The organism is Mesorhizobium sp. M1B.F.Ca.ET.045.04.1.1, from assembly GCF_003952465.1.
GTDB lineage: Bacteria > Pseudomonadota > Alphaproteobacteria > Rhizobiales > Rhizobiaceae > Mesorhizobium > Mesorhizobium shonense.
The window spans coordinates 6,987,239-7,005,936 of sequence record NZ_CP034448.1; the positions used below are offsets into that span (position 1 = coordinate 6,987,239).

Consider the following 18,698-nt stretch of genomic DNA (forward strand, 5'->3'; position numbering starts at 1 on the left):
AGGACTCCTTGGACTGCCGAGACTATGTCACGGCAAGGGCAGCGAGGTGTTTTCAAAATTGACTCATGTGTGCTTTTGCCGGACATGTGCGAACGATGTGGATGATAGGATTTTCAACGGGATGATTGACGGGAATCACGGCAGCCCGCGGCGATACGGTTTCCTGCTGATCGAAGGCTATGCCCTGATGTCCGCAGCCTCCGCGGTCGAGCCGCTGCGCGCCGCCAACCTGCTTAGCGGGCGGGTTCTTTACGATCTGAACTTCATGTCGGCCAAGGGCGGGTGGATGCGCAGTTCCGTCTCGGGTGCGTTCGAGACCGAACCTGTTTCACAAGCAGGCACTGATTTCGATATTCTCTTCGTCGTCGCCGGCGGCAACCCCCTCACCTATCGAGACGACAGGATCCTCGCTTGGCTGCGCCGTCTCGCCCGGTCGGGAGTGCCTTTGGGCGGAATCTCAGGCGGAGCGGCAATCCTGGCGGCAGCGGGTGTGATGTCGTCACGCCGGTTTACAATTCACTGGCAGCACATTGATGCAATGCGGGAGACGTATCCCGACGCACTCATCGAACGGCGGCTGTTCGTCATCGATCGTGACCGCTTCACCTGCGCGGGCGGCATGGCCCCCCTAGACATGACCCATGCGCTGATCGCTTCAGATCACGGTGTGGAATTGGCCCGTGCGGTCAGCGATTGGTTCATCCATACCGGCGTCCGGCAGGCCGAGGCCCCTCAGCAATTGGACCCAATACGCAGGTACGATCTGCGCCATCCCGCTCTGGTCGCCATGGTGGAATTGATGACAAGCCACATTGCGGACCCGCTGAAGCTGGGCGATCTGGTACACTTGAGTGGTATTGGGATGCGGCAATTAGAGCGGTTGGCAACGGAACAGTTAGGACAGAGCGTGATGCAGTTCTATCGGTCTTTACGGTTGGAGAAGGCCGACGAGATTCTCCAACAGTCAAACCTGCCGCTCGTCGAAGTCGCGCTGGCCACCGGCTTTTCCAACCGCAGTCATTTCTCACGGGCCTTTCAGGCCCACTTTGGCGTGGGTCCCGCAACCCACCGCAAACAGCGCGGCCAAAGCGAAAATTATCACGGCAGGACGCTTTTGGGGGCGGTCAAGTGTAGACTAGGAAAGGTCTCCACAACATCGAGCTTCTCGTGGGCGAGACGAAAACTTTTTACGCAATTCCTCGAGCCGAGATGTTCTCGCAAGAGGATGGTCTGAGCGCCTACGCGGCAATCTGGCAGCCGAATAAAGCGAAGCTGTCCTCGTCTTCATCCAGACGGCATCGACAATCTTCGACATATCGTCGACGAGAGCAGGGCTACATGACACTCCCCAACCCGCCCCAGGAAAATCTTCCGAGACCATAGCGGCCTTGGCCGTTTGGATACCAATAGCATAGCGTTACCCGAGATGTGCCTGCCCGTCCGTCTCGACGAATCACTGCAACGCTTCGGAAGATCGGGCCAGTTCACGCGCGGCGTCTTCTTCGGCATATCGCCTGCCACGTCGAGAGAGAGCAGCCAGAAGAGGCCCAAGCCCTGCTGCTTCGAGGTTGCCTATTGCCGAGAGGATCTCGTCCTGCCACCGCGGGTGAACGTTCTCTCTGCTGAGGCCCTTGAATTTCTCCCAAATCTGATCGGTCGATAAAGGGCGCAGGACATCCCCAAGTGGGTGTCGTACAATCATTTCTTCCGGCCCTTTCCCTTGATCCATGACAACGCGGGCTGGCGTTTCGGCTGGAAACGCCGAAGCGAAATCGGAGGACGCTTCAAGCTCAATACGCCCGGCCAACTCAATGATGCGTACGTCAGTGAGACGTTCAGGTTGAACAGGCCGTAGGGCTTCCCGCCCGTACAAAGCGGCCAGTGCGCAACTAAAATAGAAGCTGTATTGAGCCCCCTCCAAGGTGCTGGGGGCGCGCTCGTTTGCTAGGCGCAGCGCTTGTGGGAAAGTTTCTATGCGCAGCTTGCGGATCTCTTGCCCATCGCGACGCATGGCTAGTATCGCATCGATAGCTGCGTGGATATAGCGACAGCATGCATACGGCTTAAGATAGCATTTTTGAATTTCCCATGAAGACCCAAGATTTTGGGTCAGGAGATGGCGGGTGAAACGATCGTCGTCATCGAGAAGATTGAGAGGTCCAGTTGCGGCTGCCCGCGCGCGATAGGCGGCGGTGATACCTGCAACCACGGCGGGCGGAATCCCTTCCTTGATCGTGCTACCCTCGAATTTCGAGGTTGTGGTCAGGAAGACGATTGGTCCTTCGGATCCGGCAATACCTAACGCATGAGCGGTTTCCGTGGCACTCAAACCCAAGAGACGGCTAGCTGCAGCCGCAGCCCCGTAGCCGACCCAGCGTCCAGTTGCATACGTATCGATTGCCGCAACCGGCCGAGAGCTCGCGATTCGGAGGGCGATTTCATATCCGAGCGCAATTGCAACCATGGTCTCGGAGACCGACGCGTCAACAGCCTGAGCCACTGCCAAGGCGGCGGGAATAACGCCGGCACCCGCGTGACCTGCTGCGCCACGATGACCGTCGTCGATATCCAGCGCGCTTGCCGCAGCGCTGTTCGCCATCGCGGCGCCGACCACACTAGAACGATCCTCGGTCAACCAAATGCTGATCAGGCCCTCGCCATAGGCTTCCAGTGCTGATTTTCTGGCAGCATCAGCTAACGGCGATCGCAGGCCCGCAGCCGTGGCACCGATAAGATCTAAAATGAGCAACGAAATTGTACGCCGTGTCGCCGCAGGCAGTGCACTTGCTGGATAGCTGCTAACGAATTCGGCGAGTTCAGATATGGCTCGCACTGAGGTATACTCCAATATATCCGCTTCTTTGGCGATAAAATGCCTGCCAAAATGGAGGCTGACGTTGTGCAGGGGGACGGCTATTAGCGCCGCAGCCGGTTAACGCCTCAAGGAATTTTTTGCGTCTGAGGCAGCACGCGCGTGCTGGTGGCGCACGTCATGCAGGTTCTCTTGCAATCGAACTGCAGGCTCTTGCGAAGTTATCGATCAAATTGCGACAGGCGGGCTCACTGTCGTACATCCACTCAGGGTGCCACTGTACGCCGACCATGAATGGCCGGCCGGGTGCCTCGATCGCCTCGACGACACCATCGTCAGCTCGCGCCGAAACGACGAATTCAGGAGCCAACTGTTTAATGGCCTGGTGGTGATAGCTGTTTACTCGGAAAGACGATGATTGCGCTCCACAGAGCCGCCACAGCTGCGTGTCGCGTTCCAACTGAACCTCGTGAACCGTCTTATCCAACGGGGTGCCATCGCGATGATCGATTACGTTTTGTAGTTCATCTAAGGTATGAGGATAGATCGTACCCCCGCCTACAACATTCAAAATCTGCATCCCTCGGCAGATGCCGAGAACGGGCATGGGCCGATCGAACGCTGAACGGGCGAGCGCGAATTCGAAGTCGTCGCGCTCGGGGATCATCCGTTGAACAGCGGGGTGCGGAGGCGCGCCGTAAAGTTCGGTTGGAAAATCGCCACCTCCAGTAAGAACGAGCCCAGAAACGAGGTCTAATAACGCGCTCACGTCATCTTCTTTGACATACGGCAAGATGATTGGAAGCGCACCGGCTTTTTCGATTGCGCTTACATAGTGGACGAGACAGAAGTAACCATCCTTTTCCACGTCGAAATTGCTGACGATCCCTATGACTGGTCGCATGTGCTTTGCCATCTTGAATGGAGTGCTTATATACGCGAGAAGAGCTTGCGCTCCATGGTGGTCAGGCGTTCCGGGCCTTTTTCCGTCACCAGCACCGTCTCGCTGAAGCCCATCCCCGCTGCCATCATCAGCATATGAAACACCATTCCCGGCTCTAAGACCCATTCGACGCCAGGCACGAATTCGCGGATAAATTCGCCGGCCGACGGGCGATGATTAAGACCAAGCGAATAGCCGGCACGATTCGTATAGGTTTCGCGCAGTCCAGATGCCAGAAGCGGCTCGCGGCAAGCTCGGTCGACCACGCTGGCCGGTGTGCCCGGCCGCATCAATGCGATCGCCTCGTCTTGGATGCGGATGATCGTGTCGGCGATACGCTGTTGCGCAGCGCTCGCCGGACCGACAACAGCGGTGCGCATCAAGCGTGCCCAGTAATTCTTGTGGACCCCGTTTTGCTCAAAGTAGACAGGATCGCCACGTTCCAGGCGCCGGTCCGAAAGTCCTCCATGTATGAGACTTGTTCGATCGCCGGAGGTGATGATACCGCCGAGCGACGCTGCCCCCGCCTTCACCAATGCGCTAGACACAGCCTCGGCGAGTTCTCGCTCCGCGACTCCAGGCGCGATAGCCTCGATGCCGGCCCGCAGACCCACTTCAACTAGCCGCGCAGCGCCGCGCAGATGTTCTAGTTCCCGCGGCGATTTGATCAGGCGCAGGTGGTCGACAATACGGGGCTCTCCAACCAGAGTTGCCTTCGGCAGCAGCGCCTGCAGCATCTTCCAGCGCTCCACCGTCAAGAACCATGAGTGCTCATCCAGACCGATGCGCCCGCCTGCCAACCCAAGACCTTCAAGGGCTCTTCGCGCCGTGTCGAGCCAAACGGGGAGCGGATCAGCGGCATCTGCATAGACCACATGGTTTTTGACCCATGAGGTGCTGTGCGCCGTGGGGACTTCCATGTCGCGCACGATCAGCACCGGGTCGCCGCGGCTGGGTACTGCTAAAGCGTGATAGGAGAAATAGCCAATTTGATCGAGGCCACTTAGATAATTGATGTTTTCTGGTTGGTGCAGCAGTAAGACGGGAAGATCATACTTAGCCATCTCTTCTTGCGTACGCCGTAGGCGCTCCCGATACTCCTCCGCCGGGAAATCCATGCCGTTATTCGCAGGCTCACTCACCGTCTTAAGCTCCTTCATCGTTGACTAGCTCATTGTATTTGTTTCGCCGTTCACCCGTCTGGCGGACCACCTCTACGCCGGCATACATAACGACTGTCAACGCGATCAGCAGACTTGAAACGGCAGCGATTGTAGGCGTGATCTCTTCCCGAATTCCCGACCACATCTTTATCGGTAAGGTGGTAGTGTCCGGCCCGCTCACGAAGAGTGACAGCACCAACTCATCGAAGGAATGCAGGAAGGCAAAGAATCCGGCGACGATTAACGCAGGACGCATGAGCGGGAGTACGATTTTCCAAATCGTGACGATCCGCGAGGCCCCCAAACTCGCGGCGGCGTGCTCTAGGCGGACGTTCAGGGCCTGTAGGCTTGCGGCGACAATCAGCACGACTAAGGGAACGGCGCCGATCGTATGTGCGATCACCAGAGCGAGATTCGTGTTGACGAGCTGCAACCGTGCAAAGAGGAAGTAGAGGGCAACCGCACTGACGATTACCGGCACGATCATCGGTGCAAGCAAGAGCTGGTATCCGACACGGCGCATCCGCGGACTGCCGCGCACGAGCGCCATCGCAGCCGCTGACCCGATGGCAAGGCTTGCAAATGCGGTAGCTGTTGCAATGCCCAAACTTGCAGCGTGGCGGAGACCCACGCGCGGCTTGTAAATATGCCTCATACCATTGCAGCGACAGGCCGGGGGGCGGGAAATCGAGGAAGCGCGAGGAACTGAATGAGATCGGAACAATGATCAGGATGGGACTGACCAGAAACACAGCAACGAGCAGACTGAAGCCGCGTAGCAGCTTGCCACCAAGAGCCGCACGCTCACAACCTATGGCGAATCCGGCCGGAACCCGAAGGCTGTGAGCGACCGCCCGCACCAGGGCCGTAGCGAGGTCAACAAGTTGGACGTAAGCGGTGGTTGAACGACGAACGGGTGTGCCAGCCGATTGGGCAGCCCCGTGCTGAGATCCGAGCAAGCTATCGATACCGACGAAATGATTGGAAATTGTATAGACCACCAGCGTGATCGAGAGCAGCACGGTAGCGGCAGCGGCTGCGAGTGGCCAATTCAGCGTCACGTTTGCATAAATGTCGATTTGCATCGGCAATAGGATTGTGTTCGGGCCGCCGAGCAGCGCGGGAGTGATGTAGAACCCCAGAGCGAACACAAAGACCAGCAGCCCGGCCGCGATCACGCCCGGTAAGCTCAAAGGAAAGAACACGCGCCAAAAATTCTGGGGCGCAGAGGCTCCGAGGGAGGCGGCAGCGCGAGTCAGACTGGATGGAATCCCTCTCATTACGCTGATGAGCACCAAAACCGTAAACGGCATGAGGATATAGACCATCGCTATGAGCACACTGAACTTATTGTAGATCAGGTCGATAGGTCGTTCGGTGATGCCGAAGTCCATTAGAAGTTGGTTAATAACGCCAAAGCGCCCAAGGATCACCATCCATGCATAGGTACGCACGAGGTAGCTCGTAAAGAACGGCAACACTACTGCAAGCAATAGCGCTCTGGCGACCCAGGTGCGGGCCGCAACGATCCAGAAGGCGAGTGGATACCCCATTAGAAGGCAAAGCAGCGTAACTGTTATTGCCAGCTCGAAGGTGTGACTGAGGATGATCCAGTTCGTTCGATCACCCAAGAACTCTTGGAAGTGTGCGAGCGTCGGTCCAGGATCGAACAGACTGAGAGAGAGGAGACCAGCGAGCGGGACGAAAAAGAAGATCCCGAGCAGAAGTGCCATTGGAGCAAGCAAGAGCGTGGCTTCGCGATTGTGTAGGGGCCACGCGATGGCCGCTCTGACGGTCTGGTATAAAGTGGCCATTAGCTGGCCACCCATTGGGTCCAGCGCTCCACGAGCACTTCGGTATTAGTTTTGCCCGAGGAGGATTGGCTTCCCAGTAGGCCGGATCGTAGAAGAATTGCTTGTCAATGTTCTCGGGCGCGGTCAAAGGCGTCTCTGCCGGACCCACACTGGCTCAATGTAATTAAAGGCAGCACCGACATTCGAACGGCAGCCCATCCCCAAGATCCGGAGATATCGTCAATTGACGACGGAGCAAAACTATGCGCCCTCGCGCGGACAGGCCTGACGTGAGCGACGGCACAACAACCCACCCCGCCATATACTGGCCGCAGCACCCGGTTTTTTTCCTCCCGTGGCCTTCGGAACGACCCAATGCAGCGAGGCAGCTGCCGATTGAGCGGACCATAAAAGATGAGATTGTTGAGACGAGCTTGCGCCTGCGCGGAAGCCTGGTAGGCGACAAACCGCATGGCCGCAGCCCGGTTTTTCGTGCCCTTCGGAACGACCCAATGCAGCGGGCTAAGCATCCCTTCGTTCCACAGGTAATCAACGCCAGCGCCCTGCTCCTTAAGGATTTGCATTCGGCCATTCCATGCCGAGGACATCGCAACCTGACGATCCGATAGGAGCTGACCTGGTTCGGCGCCCACGCTCCAGAATTTCGTTATGTGCGGTTTGATGCGATCGAGAGACGCGAATGCCTGGTCGAAGTCGATTGGGTACAGCTTGTCCTTCGGAACTCCGGCTGCCAGCAACGCAAATTCGACCGTCCGTTCTCTGAGGGAGCGAGGCCCCGGAAACGCGCTGACGTCCCAGAACTCAGTCCATGAGCGGGGGCGCGGCTTGTCGGCCGGGTAATCGGCCGTGGAGAATGCCATCACGGTGCTGAACACGTACGAGCCCACGGCATATTTTGTCTTTGCCTCAGGAACAAGGTTATCCAACGTTTCCTTATCGAATGCCCCATAATCGATTTCTTCGACATACTTGTCTGCATCTGATCTAAACGCAGGGCCGGATATCTCCACCACATCCCATTGCACATTGCTGCTATCGACTTGCGCCTTAAGCTTCGCCGCGTCAGCCGGAGACACATAAGTCACCTTGATGCCTGTCTCACTCTGGAAGGGATCAACTACGGCTTTGCGGAACGCCTCCTCATACGATCCGCCACCGGAAACGACCACCAGGGTCGACTCTTGCGCTCGCAAAATGCTTGGGGCGCCAAGCACCAGCGCCGCTCCGCTGAGTCCTATTAGGGCCTGACGTCGCGTCGGCCGACTGGAGTTAATGTAGCGCCTCATGAGCTCTCTCCCTTATGAAGACCATATCGGAATGCGATCTGCGGCCGAGGTCACGTGCAACGAAGCCGCCTCAGCTTCGAGATGGTCGGGTACACCTTGTCTCGGGCCGTTCGCCTTCACAGAAAGAAGGCGTCCATCCCGCGCGTCCCAGCCAATTCGCACTTTCTCACCGACTTTGAACCGTGGAGAGGAGGCGCGATAAGCTACGGCTACAGTGAGAACTACGGAAAGGGCCGCACGTAGGCGTACTTGGCACTTGACGATGTTTCCGCGGTAAATAGACTCTTGGATCACACCCTCGAATTCGTTGTCAGCGCACGCGCCTGCTGCGAGAGGGACGATCTTCTCGGGTCGGACCATGAGGCTCACGGGTCCCATCACCTGGTCCTCGGCTCCCTGCCATGTCGCTCGAACCTGCAGGCCAGCGACATCGAGGAGGGGACCGTGATCTGTCTTTCCAACAAGACGAGCGTCGAGGAAGTTCGATTCGCCAATGAAGCTCGCAACAAAGCGGGTTTCCGGCGTCTCATATATCTCTTCCGGCGTACCAATCTGTTCGACCTTGCCCTCATTCATCACCACGATTCGGTCGGACATGGTGAGCGCTTCACTCTGGTCGTGGGTGACGAACACCATTGTTGTTCCAAGAGATTTTTGTAGGCGCTTCAGTTCGAGCTGCATGTGCTCTCGAAGTTGCTTATCAAGCGCACCAAGCGGTTCATCCATTAGAATTACACCTGGGCGGAACACAAGCGCACGCGCCAGTGCAACCCGCTGCTGTTGACCGCCGGACAGCTCGTGAGGCATGCGGCCCCCATATTCACCGAGCTGAACAAGATCGAGTGCCGCGGCGACACCGGCTCGAATGTCGTAGCCGGATATTCCGCGCATCTTCAACGCAAACGCCACGTTCTCGAAAACGGAGAGATGAGGAAATAGCGCGTAGTTCTGGAATACAACTCCGATGTTGCGCCTGTGGACTGGTAGCCTCGTTATTGGTCGAGCACCGACAAAAATTTGGCCGGCGCTTGGCGTTTCAAAACCCGCAACCATCATCAACGTTGTCGTTTTCCCGGATCCGCTTGGGCCAAGAAACGAGACAAACTCGCCAGCCTCGATCTGGACCGAAATATCACTAACGGCTCGGACGGTGCCGTATTGCTTACAAAGTCGCTCTAGCCGCAGCGGTTCACCTCGGGACATCTAAACCTCGTCCGTGTTGCAAATAATGCAATGGTGTTGCAATTACGTTTAGAAGCTGACAGGGGTGTGAACACTTGTCAAGTGGAGCGGAGGAGTCATCCATGAAGTCTGTCAAATATCCCCCGAGCGGCCGTGACCGAGCCCGTGGGTTAACAAAGTGCAACGCGCCTTAAATCTGCTGATGGTCGTTGGCGCGAGTGAAAGGCCGTCGGAGTGAATGAGATCGCGCGGCGGCTAGGACAGCATGCAAGCGATGTCAGGCAACTGTCAGGGTCTCTCCTGCTTGTTGGGTCCGCCTCCTTGCATACCGTCGGCACCGAATCTGTGCCGCAGGTGGGGAGTCACGACGTAACCTTCTACTCCTGGCGCAAGAAGGGATGGACACCGTGCAGGTCCGCGCGCGGCCGCCTTACGGCAGGAAGCCTGCAGTCATCTCGGTGCTAGATGGCGACAATATGGAAACTGCATTTGACGCAAGCTGCTACATGATTGATCCTTGATTGAATGAAGTTGCTAGCCTGCAGCAAGCTGCGTACCTGCGGCGTTTCGAACTCTGGTCCGGCAAGTACACTTAACTGCATGAAACCGTCTGCACTTGCGCGAGGATGCATGCTTCGACCTCCGCGCAAGCGAGCCTGTGCGAACCATTAGACGGAGGCGAACGCTGCCGAATGAACGGGGCGGAGGGCGCAGACGAGGACCCAGGTTCGCGAACGGCTTTTGCGCCGCTCAGGAATCCGACATTTCGTTCGATCTGGCTCGCCACGCAGGTTTCCAGCCTGGGCTGGTTGATGCAGACTGTTGCCATCAGCTGGCTGATGGCGACGATCTCGACTTCCGATCTTATGGTCGCGCTGGTACCGGCGTCATCGACGCTGCCCGCCTTCATTCTTTCTGTCTTCGTCGGGGCCATCGCCGACAATTTCAACCGCCGCAAGGTCATGTTCGCCGGCCGGTGCATTATGGTCATAGCATCTGCGATGCTGGCCACCTCTGTAGCGCTGGGCTTTGTAGACCCTTGGATGATCCTCGGCTTCAGCTTCTTGATCGCATGTGGCGGTGCCATCAACGATCCCGCATGGCAAGCCTCGGTTGGCGATATGGTAGACCGACGCGATGTTCCCGCTGCCGTCACCCTCCTCTCCGTCGGCTTCAACACTGTCCGGACCGTGGGCCCGGCGCTCGGCGGCATCCTGGTTGCCTCGTTCGGGCTTGTGACGGCTCTCGCCGTGACCACACTCACATATCTGGTACCTCTGGGGACCATATGGCGCTGCAAATGGAAGGTTCGTTCTTCGCCTCTGCCGCGTGAGCCGATGAGCACGGCGATCTATGACGGGCTGCGCTTCACGGCGATGTCTTCGGAAATCAAGACGGCGATCGCTCGCGGAACCCTCTTTGGCTTGGCGGGCATCGGCATACTCGCGCTGCTGCCCCTGGTCGTCCGGGATCAGCTGGGAGGAGGACCGCTGGCCTATGGCGCCCTCATGGCCGGCTTCGGGACAGGCGCTGTCTTCGCCGGCGTCTCCAACGGCGTATTCAGAAGGCGTTTGTCTCAAGAACGGCTGATGACGCTCGCCTGCATCGCCTGCGCGGCGTGCTCCCTCTCCCTTGCATTGACCTCCTCGATTGCAGTGGCGGCAATCGCGCTCGCTTTGGGCGGCGCGGGTTGGGTCACGGCCTGGTCCGGGGTTGGCGTGAGCGTGCAGCTGGCAAGCCCGCGCTGGGTCGTGGGGCGCACCATCTCGATCTATTATGCGTTGATAGACGGCGGCATCGCGGCTGGCAGTTGGGTGTGGGGCACGGTGGCCCAGAACCATTCCCTGGCCTGGGCGCTGGAGGGTTCTGCTGGTGCTCTGTTGCTCGTCGCTGCGGCCGGCGTCCTGTTTCCTCTTCGCGAGCGCCACGACTCCGAGCCCGATCCTCTAGAGCAATTCGACACCCCGGCAGTCGCCCTCAATCTCAAGCCAAGAAGCGGTCCCATCGTCGTCAAAGTCGAATATCTGATACCCGCCGAAAACGTCGATGCTTTCCTGGACCTCATGCGCGAGCGGCGGCATGTACACAGCCGCGTCGGTGCTCGACACTGGACTCTCCAGCGCAACCTTCAGAAGCCTATGCAGTGGACAGAGACATTCCGCACGCCGACCTGGACCGACTACCTTCGCCTCAACCATCGCCTCACGACAGAGGATAGGCACCTAGACGAAAGGGTCCTCCTCCTGCACGAGGGAGAGCTTCCACCTCAATTGACGCTTTTGATCGAGCGACCGACGGGCCCCGCTCGCAAAGCCGAGCACTCGACGTCTTATGTTCCCCATCATTGACCCCTTTAGAACAGTGCGGGTCCGCGACCCCTCGCCGTGTTAGCGCTGGCAGGAGGAGCATAACTGGACTACGCTGGCCCACAGCAACGACTTCTTCCCTCACCAGCCCAGTGGCAACGAGCCAAGAGTTTTCGAGGATGGAACGGCGAGAGCCGAGAAGCAGCGATCCACTTCAGTTCGGCTGCGCGGGAGCGAATACAGCCGCGCCCAGCACCACATCGCAACAACGGGGATCGACCAGTCGGGCAACCGGGGTCGTGTAGGCGGTAAGGCAGACGATCGGCGTCCCACCCTTTCGCGCACGAATATCCGGCGGCGTTACCGCCCTTGTATCAGCAACCACACTCAAAGAGGGCTCCTTCCCTTGCGTCAACAATCGTGCGGTGTCGCGTGTGGCATATTTTTGTGCAGGTGCGAAGAACTAATTTGCCACGCACGTGAGTTGACGCGCTGACGGTTATTGGTGAGAACAAAATTCAATCGGTTCAGCTACTTCTTGGCTTACCCAAGCACATCAGAGATCATGAGCGATCGCGCAAAAGGGACTACAAAAGGCGGGCGCAGAGCCAAGGCCGACACGGCTAAGGTCGACCTGACCGCGGTCGTCGTCGCGGTGAACGAGAATGAACCGTGTGTCCTCACCATCGGACAGACTGACACTTTGCCCTCCGGCCCGCTTGCGCTCGAGCACCGATCGCTGCAGTCCGGTTTGAGAACGTGGGTCGAGGAACAGACCGGCCACCCACTGGGATATATCGAGCAGCTCTACACCTTTGCCGATCGGGACCGAGCCGGCACCGAGCTTGAGCGGCGAGTCATCTCCATCAGCTATCTCGCACTCACCCGTAAGGAACATGCGACCGCTCCGTCCAGGTCCGGCTGGCGAAGCTGGTACGACTATTTTCCATGGGAGGATCACCGTGCCGGAACTCCACCGATGGTGTCGGACGTCCTGCGGCCTCGCCTGAGCGAGTGGGCGGAGAGCGCGGACGACAACGCGACGCGCCTCGAGCGCGGAAGGCGCGGCAATCGCCTTCGGCTTCGACGAACGCCCGTGGAACGAGGATCTCGCACTCAAGCGCTACGAGCTGCTTTATGAAGCAGCCCTTGTGGAAGAGGCGGTGCGCGGTTCGGTCCTCCCCCTGCCGGTTCGCGGCAAGCCCATGGTTTCCGATCATCGTCGCATCCTCGCAACGGGCATTGCGCGGCTGCGCTCCAAGATCAAGTACCGGCCGGTCGTCTTCGAACTGATGCCGCCGGCTTTTACGCTTCATCAGCTGCAGCGCACCGTGGAGGCGCTTGCCGGCAGGCTCGTCCACAAGCCGAACTTTCGTCGCCTCATCGAGCAGCACGAACTGGTCGAAGAAACTGGCGAAACTAGCGCGGAGACAGGGGGCCGGCCGGCGAAGCTTTATCGCTTCCGCCACGCCGTGCTCGAAGAGGGGGAGCTCGCCGGGGCAAAATTGCCGCTCGCGCGGGGTTGACCGCTTATACTCACTACGAATATATGCGCCTTATATTCAGGTAGGTATAACCGGAGAGCTCGATGAGCGCGATGCTACCTTCGGGCGCGTCCCTGTACGACCGCGTTCGGCGCGTAATCCCCCCGATCGAATGGCCGGCGTTCAGCGACGACATAGACGCCATCCTCGCGCTGAAGCGCGAGCGCAATGCGGTCGTCCTGGCGCACAATTATCAGACACCGGAGATCTTCCACTGTGTCGCCGACATCGTCGGCGACAGCCTGGCGCTCGCCCGCAAGGCAATGACGGTTGAAGCGGATGTCATTGTGCTGGCCGGCGTGCATTTCATGGCCGAGACGGCAAAGCTGCTCAATCCGCAAAAGACGGTGCTGATTCCCGATCTTGCGGCCGGCTGCTCGCTGGCGGACTCGATTGCCGCCGAGGACATCCGGCTGCTGCGGCAACGCTATCCCGGCGTGCCGGTCGTTACCTACGTCAACACGTCGGCCGCAGTGAAGGCCGAGTCCGATATCTGCTGTACCTCGGGCAATGCGAAGGCCGTTGTGGAGTCGCTGGGCGTTCCCCGGGTGATCATGCTGCCGGACGAGTATCTGGCCCAGAACATCGCCGCCCAGACCGACGTGCAGATCATCGCCTGGAAAGGGCATTGCGAAGTGCATGAGCGCTTCACGCCTGCCGACATCCGCGAGTTGCGTGAAACTCATCCGGGCGTAACGGTGCTCGCGCATCCCGAATGCCCGCCTGACGTGGTGGCCGTAGCCGATTTTTCCGGGTCGACCGCTGCCATGTCCGACTATGTCGAAAGGCAAAAGCCGCCGCGCGTCGTGCTGCTGACGGAATGCTCGATGAGCGACAATGTCGCGCTCCAGCATCCGGAACTCGAGTTCATCCGGCCCTGCAATTTGTGCCCCCATATGAAGCGGATAACGCTCGCCAATATCCGCGCCGCGCTCGAGCAGAACCGCCATGTCGTGACCATCTCACCCGAGATCGCCGGCCGCGCGCGGCTGGCCGTCGAGCGGATGCTCGCCGTATGAGCGCGGATGTCCGCAGCTTCTTTGGCCGGCCCATCATAATTGGCGGCGGCATTGCCGGATTATTGACCGCGCTTCATCTGGCGCCAGAACCCGTGCTTGTTTTGTCCAGGACGCCGCTCGGATCAGAAGCATCGAGTGCGTGGGCACAGGGCGGCCTGGCTGCCAGCCTCGGCGATGACGACAACCCAATGCTGCATCTGGCCGATACGCTCGCCGCTGGCGCCGGGCTCTGCGACGCAGAAATCGCAACCCGCATCCTTCATGCGGCCCCTAGCGCGATTGAGAACCTGTCGACCCTTGGGGTCCGCTTCGATCGGACGCCTGAAGGAGCACTGCGCCTTGGATTGGAGGCCGCGCACGGTCGCCGGCGCATCGTTCATGCTGACGGCGACGGCAGTGGACAGGAGATCATGCGCGCGCTGGTCGAAGCCGTGCGTTCTGCTCCGTCGATTGTGATGGTCGAGGGTGTGGAGGCGCGGCGGCTGGCGGTGGAGGACAACAAGGTCACGGGCGTTTGGGCAAGCTGTTCGACTAGTCCTGTGTTCCTGGGTACGGGACGGGTCGTCCTCGCGACCGGCGGGATTGGCGGGCTGTTTCACGACTCGACAAACCCGCTAGGCAGCTCCGGACAGGGGCTGGCACTTGCGGCGCGCGCCGGTGCTGTCCTTGCCGACCTCGAGTTCATCCAGTTCCACCCGACCGCGCTTGATGGGCCGGCTCGCCCGATGCCGCTGATCAGCGAAGCGGTTCGCGGTGAAGGCGCAACGATTGTCGACGAAACCGGCCAGCGCTTCCTCGAATATTTGCAGGACGCGGAACTCGCGCCGCGCGACGTCGTGGCGCGCGCCATCTGGACGCATCTTTCGAACGGCCACCGCGTCTTTCTGGATGGACGAGAAAAGCCCGGCCCGACATTCGCGCGGCAGTTTCCGACGATCGCCTCGGCCTGCCGGGGCGCAGGCATCGACCCGGCGCAAGACCTCATTCCGATACGGCCGGCCCAGCACTATCACATGGGCGGCGTCGCGGTGGACCGGGACGGACGTACCTCCGTTGCCGGACTGTGGGCTTGCGGCGAAGTCGCCTCGACCGGACTGCACGGCGCCAACAGGCTTGCCAGCAACTCGCTGACCGAGGCGATTGTATGCGCGCACTGGGTCGCTGAAAGCGTGGCGGGATCTCCCCTCGGCGTCAGAACAAGATTGACGGCACGGGAAATCCGGCGCCCGATCCACTCTCCTTGCGCCCTCTCCTCTCACGCAGCCTTGGCGTGAAGCGCAATGGCGAGATGTTGCGCGAGGCCGTGAGCACATTGCTTCCGCTGGCCAAACGCCACGATGCGGCGTCCGATCCCGCGGTAGTGGGACTGCTGATCGCGGTTGCGGCCTTCCTGCGCGAAGAAAGCCGCGGCGCTCACCACCGCACGGACTTTCCTTATCGTGCTGACATCGCGCGCCGCTCCAGGCTCACGCTGGAAGAAGCCTTGACGAAAGCCGAGGAATTCCCATGTTCTCCAACGCTTGAAGACGTCGAGCAATGAACCTCTCGCCGCTTCCCGCAATCATGCTTGAGCCCCTGGTGCGGGCAGCACTTCTGGAAGATCTCGGCCGGGCGGGTGATCTGACGACCGACGCCATCGTGCCGAAGAACCATCACGCGACGACCGTGCTTTCGGTGCGCCAGGCCGGAACTGTCGCTGGGCTCGATCTGGCGATGCTCGCCTTCCGGCTCATCGACCAGAACGTCGAATTGACCGTTAAGCGAGCAGACGGCAGCGAAGTCTCGCAAGGAGAGATCATTGCAACGGTGAGCGGTCCCGCCCGGACCATTCTCACCGCGGAACGGACGGCACTCAATTTTCTGTGCCATCTGAGCGGCATCGCCACGGCGACAGCATCGATCGTAGATGCGGTCCGCGGGCACGATGCGAAGATCGTCTGCACGCGCAAGACGACGCCCGGATTGCGGGCGCTGGAAAAATACGCCGTGCGCGCAGGTGGGGGGTCCAATCACCGCTTCGGCCTCGACGACGCCATCCTGATCAAGGACAACCACATCGCCATCGCCGGCGGAATACGCCCGGCGCTCGAGCGGGCACGAAACAGCGCCGGCCATCTGGTCAAGATCGAAGTCGAGGTCGATACCCTAGCCCAGTTGGAGGAGGTCCTAGGGTTCGCTCCCGACGCCGTCCTGCTCGACAACATGTCGGTCGACGAATTGCGCCAGGCGGTGGGTATGGTTGCGGGCCGGGCGATCACTGAAGCGTCGGGCAGCATCACCGCCGTGACCGCGCCCGCCATCGCCGCGACCGGTGTCGATCTGATCTCAATTGGCTGGCTGACCCACAGCGCGCCGATCCTGGATATTGGCCTCGACTATCGGAGCTCATGATCGCACGACGAACGGACGGCAGCGGGCTGATAGAGTTTCCGATCCCTGTCAATCGGCCAGGAAAGAAGCCGTAAAGGCCGGAACCCCCAAGGAACAGGAAGAGATGCACGCATCGAACTCGACGAAGACAATGCCACAGGCGCAATCCAATGATTGTGGGATGTGGACCCTAGAAAAGGCGCAGGCGCTGCACGACGCACCTTCAACAATCTTCTGTTCCTGGCGCAAACCGTTCACCGCCAGAATTTCGATCCCAACAAGGTCCAGCTGAGCCGGCTTCTTAGCATCAAAACAGGTGGATGCCCGGAGGATTGCGGCTATTGCAGCCAGTCGGCGCATCACGAAAGCGGGTTGAAGGCGTCGAAGCTGATGGAGGTCCGGCGCGTCATCGCCGAGGCGACCAAGGCGCGCGATGCCGGCGCCACGCGCTATTGCATGGGCGCCGCCTGGCGAAACCCCAAGGCGCGCGACATGGATGCGGTGGTGGCGATGGTCGAGGGCGTCAAGGCGCTGGGCATGGAGACCTGCATGACGCTCGGCATGCTCGATCTTGAGCAGACCGCTCGTCTGAAGCAGGCGGGCCTCGACTACTACAACCACAACATCGATACGTCGGACCGCTACTACAGCGAGATCATCAGCACGCGCACCTTTGCCGACCGGCTGGATACGCTCGCCAATGTCCGCGGCAGCGGCATCAAGGTCTGCTGCGGCGGCATTGTCGGCATGGGCGAAGAGCCGGTGGACCGGATTGACATGCTGGTCACGCTGGCCAATCTGCCGGAACATCCGGAAAGCGTCCCGATCAACATGCTTATCCCGATCGCCGGCACCCCGCTGGCGGAAGCCAAGCCCATCGAGCCGATCGAATTTGTGCGCGTGATCGCCCTGGCGCGCATCATGATGCCGAAATCGCATGTTCGTCTTTCCGCCGGTCGCACCGCCATGACCGACGAGATGCAGGCGCTGTGCTTCTTTGCCGGCGCTAACTCGATCTTCGTCGGCGACACGCTGCTGACGGCGGACAATCCCGGCGAGGACAAGGATACTCTGCTATTCCAGCGTCTCGGCATCGAACCGATGGAAATCGGCACGCAATGAACGAGGCACTTCTTGCCCGGTATGACGCATCCTTGCGTGGACTGGCGCGCAAGGATCGCCTGCGGACGCTTGCGCCGCGCGCCGGGCTCGACTTCTCGTCGAACGACTATCTCGGACTTGCCGCCTCCAAAAGACTTGGCGATGCGGTTGCGGCTGCGATTGCGCGGGGCACGCCGGTTGGCGCCACCGGGTCGCGGCTGTTGCGCGGCAATGCACCGGAACACGAGGCACTGGAGGCGGACGCCGCGGCATTCTTCGGCGCCGAACGCGCACTGTTCTTTGGCAGCGGCTACATCGCCAACTTCGCTCTCCTGACCGCGCTGCCGCAGAAGGGCGACCTGCTGGTTCTCGACGAACTCGCCCATGCCAGCATGCATGAGGGCGCACAGGCCGGACGCGCCCAGTTTGTAGTGGCTAAGCACAACGACGTCGATGCCGTCGATGAGGCAATCACGCGCTGGCGCGCCGAGGGCGGCATGGGACGCGTCTGGATCGGGGTCGAAAGCCTCTACAGCATGGATGGCGACCGCGCGCCGATGGAGAGCCTCGTCGCGCTTGCCGATCGGCACGAGGCATTCCTCGTCGTCGACGAAGCGCATGCCACCGGCGTCTGGGGACCGGACGGCCGGGGACTGGCCGCCGCCTTCGAGGGCCGCGACAACATCATTGCGCTCCATACTTGCGGCAAGGCGCTCGGCGCATCCGGCGCACTCGTCGCCGGGCCGAGGACGCTGTGCGATTATCTCGTCAACCGTTGCCGGCCACTCATCTACGCCACCGCGCCATCGCCGCTGATGGCAGTCGCGGCGTGCGAAGCGCTCGCCATGCTGTCCGACGAGCCGCTGCGCCGCGTTCAGCTGCGTGAACGCGTCGCCTTCGCGGGCCGCCAACTGGCCGAGCGCTGCGGCGTGATGCCGAGCGGCTCGCAGATCCAGCCCTTTGTCATCGGCGACGTCAGGCGCACCATGGCGGTGGCGGCGGCACTGCAGGCACGCGGCTACGACATACGCGGCATTCGTCCGCCGACCGTGCCGGAGGGCACGTCGCGCCTGCGCATTTCGCTGACGCTCAACGTAGCCGAAGCTGACATTTCCGCCATGGTCGAGGCGCTCGTTGAGGTGTTGGCCCAAACATGAC

The 18,698-nt window shown here is 60.3% G+C and carries 11 protein-coding genes and 4 pseudogenes; 8 read left to right on the forward strand and 7 right to left on the reverse strand.

Annotated features, from left to right (window positions below):
- Window positions 1-121 precede the first annotated feature (121 nt).
- Window positions 122-1,234, forward strand: coding sequence for a GlxA family transcriptional regulator (locus EJ071_RS34560; RefSeq protein ID WP_210211892.1), 1,113 nt, complete (start codon window positions 122-124; stop codon window positions 1,232-1,234).
- Between the two features lie 219 nt (window positions 1,235-1,453).
- On the opposite strand, the gene EJ071_RS34565 is transcribed toward EJ071_RS34560, so the two are convergent.
- From EJ071_RS34565 to EJ071_RS34595, 6 genes are all read right to left on the reverse strand, one after another.
- A complete protein-coding gene (locus tag EJ071_RS34565; protein ID WP_126101857.1) occupies window positions 1,454-2,833 on the reverse strand; it encodes an MmgE/PrpD family protein in 1,380 nt (459 codons plus the stop codon).
- A gap of 157 nt (window positions 2,834-2,990) precedes the next feature.
- Window positions 2,991-3,716 carry a gamma-glutamyl-gamma-aminobutyrate hydrolase family protein gene (locus EJ071_RS34570; protein WP_167498780.1) on the reverse strand — a complete coding sequence of 242 codons (726 nt, stop codon included), beginning with the start codon at window positions 3,714-3,716 and terminating at the stop codon, window positions 2,991-2,993.
- Window positions 3,717-3,742: 26 nt separating this feature from the next.
- Window positions 3,743-4,915: a Xaa-Pro peptidase family protein gene (locus EJ071_RS34575; protein ID WP_126097340.1), complete on the reverse strand. Its 1,173-nt coding sequence runs from the start codon at window positions 4,913-4,915 to the stop codon at window positions 3,743-3,745.
- A 203-nt stretch (window positions 4,916-5,118) separates the two neighbouring features.
- Window positions 5,119-6,651 (reverse strand): ABC transporter permease, encoded by a 1,533-nt coding sequence (locus EJ071_RS34585; RefSeq protein ID WP_245460086.1) that lies wholly within the window; start codon window positions 6,649-6,651, stop codon window positions 5,119-5,121.
- A gap of 185 nt (window positions 6,652-6,836) precedes the next feature.
- A complete protein-coding gene (locus EJ071_RS34590) occupies window positions 6,837-8,018 on the reverse strand; it encodes an ABC transporter substrate-binding protein (RefSeq protein WP_126101861.1) in 1,182 nt (393 codons plus the stop codon).
- 12 nt (window positions 8,019-8,030) lie between these two features.
- The gene (locus tag EJ071_RS34595) at window positions 8,031-9,221 is read right to left on the reverse strand and encodes an ABC transporter ATP-binding protein (protein WP_126101862.1); all 1,191 of its coding nucleotides are present in this window, start codon (window positions 9,219-9,221) and stop codon (window positions 8,031-8,033) included.
- 671 nt (window positions 9,222-9,892) lie between these two features.
- Between EJ071_RS34595 and EJ071_RS34600 the strand changes: the two genes are divergently transcribed.
- Window positions 9,893-11,548, forward strand: coding sequence for an MFS transporter (locus EJ071_RS34600; RefSeq protein WP_126101863.1), 1,656 nt, complete (start codon window positions 9,893-9,895; stop codon window positions 11,546-11,548).
- A 196-nt stretch (window positions 11,549-11,744) separates the two neighbouring features.
- Here EJ071_RS34600 and EJ071_RS39835 read toward each other — a convergent pair.
- Window positions 11,745-11,897, reverse strand: a pseudogene (locus EJ071_RS39835) (3-methyl-2-oxobutanoate hydroxymethyltransferase); the annotation flags it as partial.
- A gap of 174 nt (window positions 11,898-12,071) precedes the next feature.
- Between EJ071_RS39835 and EJ071_RS34610 the strand changes: the two are divergent.
- From EJ071_RS34610 to EJ071_RS34635, 6 genes and pseudogenes are all read left to right on the forward strand, one after another.
- Window positions 12,072-13,032: pseudogene (locus EJ071_RS34610) on the forward strand (hypothetical protein).
- Window positions 13,033-13,094: 62 nt separating this feature from the next.
- On the forward strand, window positions 13,095-14,069 hold the full coding sequence (nadA, locus tag EJ071_RS34615) for a quinolinate synthase NadA (protein WP_126101864.1): 975 nt from the start codon (window positions 13,095-13,097) through the stop codon (window positions 14,067-14,069).
- A pseudogene (locus EJ071_RS34620) lies at window positions 14,066-15,609 on the forward strand (L-aspartate oxidase). The gene nadA and the pseudogene EJ071_RS34620 overlap by 4 nt, the downstream one beginning before the upstream one ends.
- Window positions 15,606-16,460 carry a carboxylating nicotinate-nucleotide diphosphorylase gene (nadC, locus tag EJ071_RS34625; RefSeq protein ID WP_126101865.1) on the forward strand — a complete coding sequence of 285 codons (855 nt, stop codon included), beginning with the start codon at window positions 15,606-15,608 and terminating at the stop codon, window positions 16,458-16,460. The pseudogene EJ071_RS34620 and the gene nadC overlap by 4 nt, the downstream one beginning before the upstream one ends.
- A 160-nt stretch (window positions 16,461-16,620) precedes the next feature.
- Window positions 16,621-17,561, forward strand: a pseudogene (gene bioB, locus EJ071_RS34630) (biotin synthase BioB).
- A complete protein-coding gene (locus EJ071_RS34635; RefSeq protein WP_126101866.1) occupies window positions 17,558-18,697 on the forward strand; it encodes an 8-amino-7-oxononanoate synthase in 1,140 nt (379 codons plus the stop codon). The pseudogene bioB and the gene EJ071_RS34635 overlap by 4 nt, the downstream one beginning before the upstream one ends.
- Window position 18,698 lies beyond the last annotated feature (1 nt).

Bases quoted from the DNA above. Each gene is read 5' to 3' on its own strand.
- EJ071_RS34590 (WP_126101861.1), bottom strand. From the start codon at position 8,018: ATGAGGCGCTACATTAACTCCAGTCGGCCGACGCGACGTCAGGCCCTA.
- EJ071_RS34560 (WP_210211892.1), top strand. From the start codon at position 122: ATGATTGACGGGAATCACGGCAGCCCGCGGCGATACGGTTTCCTGCTG.
- EJ071_RS34570 (WP_167498780.1), bottom strand. From the start codon at position 3,716: ATGCGACCAGTCATAGGGATCGTCAGCAATTTCGACGTGGAAAAGGAT.
- EJ071_RS34585 (WP_245460086.1), bottom strand. From the start codon at position 6,651: ATGGCACTTCTGCTCGGGATCTTCTTTTTCGTCCCGCTCGCTGGTCTC.
- nadC (WP_126101865.1), top strand. From the start codon at position 15,606: ATGAACCTCTCGCCGCTTCCCGCAATCATGCTTGAGCCCCTGGTGCGG.
- EJ071_RS34575 (WP_126097340.1), bottom strand. From the start codon at position 4,915: ATGAAGGAGCTTAAGACGGTGAGTGAGCCTGCGAATAACGGCATGGAT.
- EJ071_RS34600 (WP_126101863.1), top strand. From the start codon at position 9,893: ATGAACGGGGCGGAGGGCGCAGACGAGGACCCAGGTTCGCGAACGGCT.
- nadA (WP_126101864.1), top strand. From the start codon at position 13,095: ATGAGCGCGATGCTACCTTCGGGCGCGTCCCTGTACGACCGCGTTCGG.
- EJ071_RS34595 (WP_126101862.1), bottom strand. From the start codon at position 9,221: ATGTCCCGAGGTGAACCGCTGCGGCTAGAGCGACTTTGTAAGCAATAC.
- EJ071_RS34635 (WP_126101866.1), top strand. From the start codon at position 17,558: ATGAACGAGGCACTTCTTGCCCGGTATGACGCATCCTTGCGTGGACTG.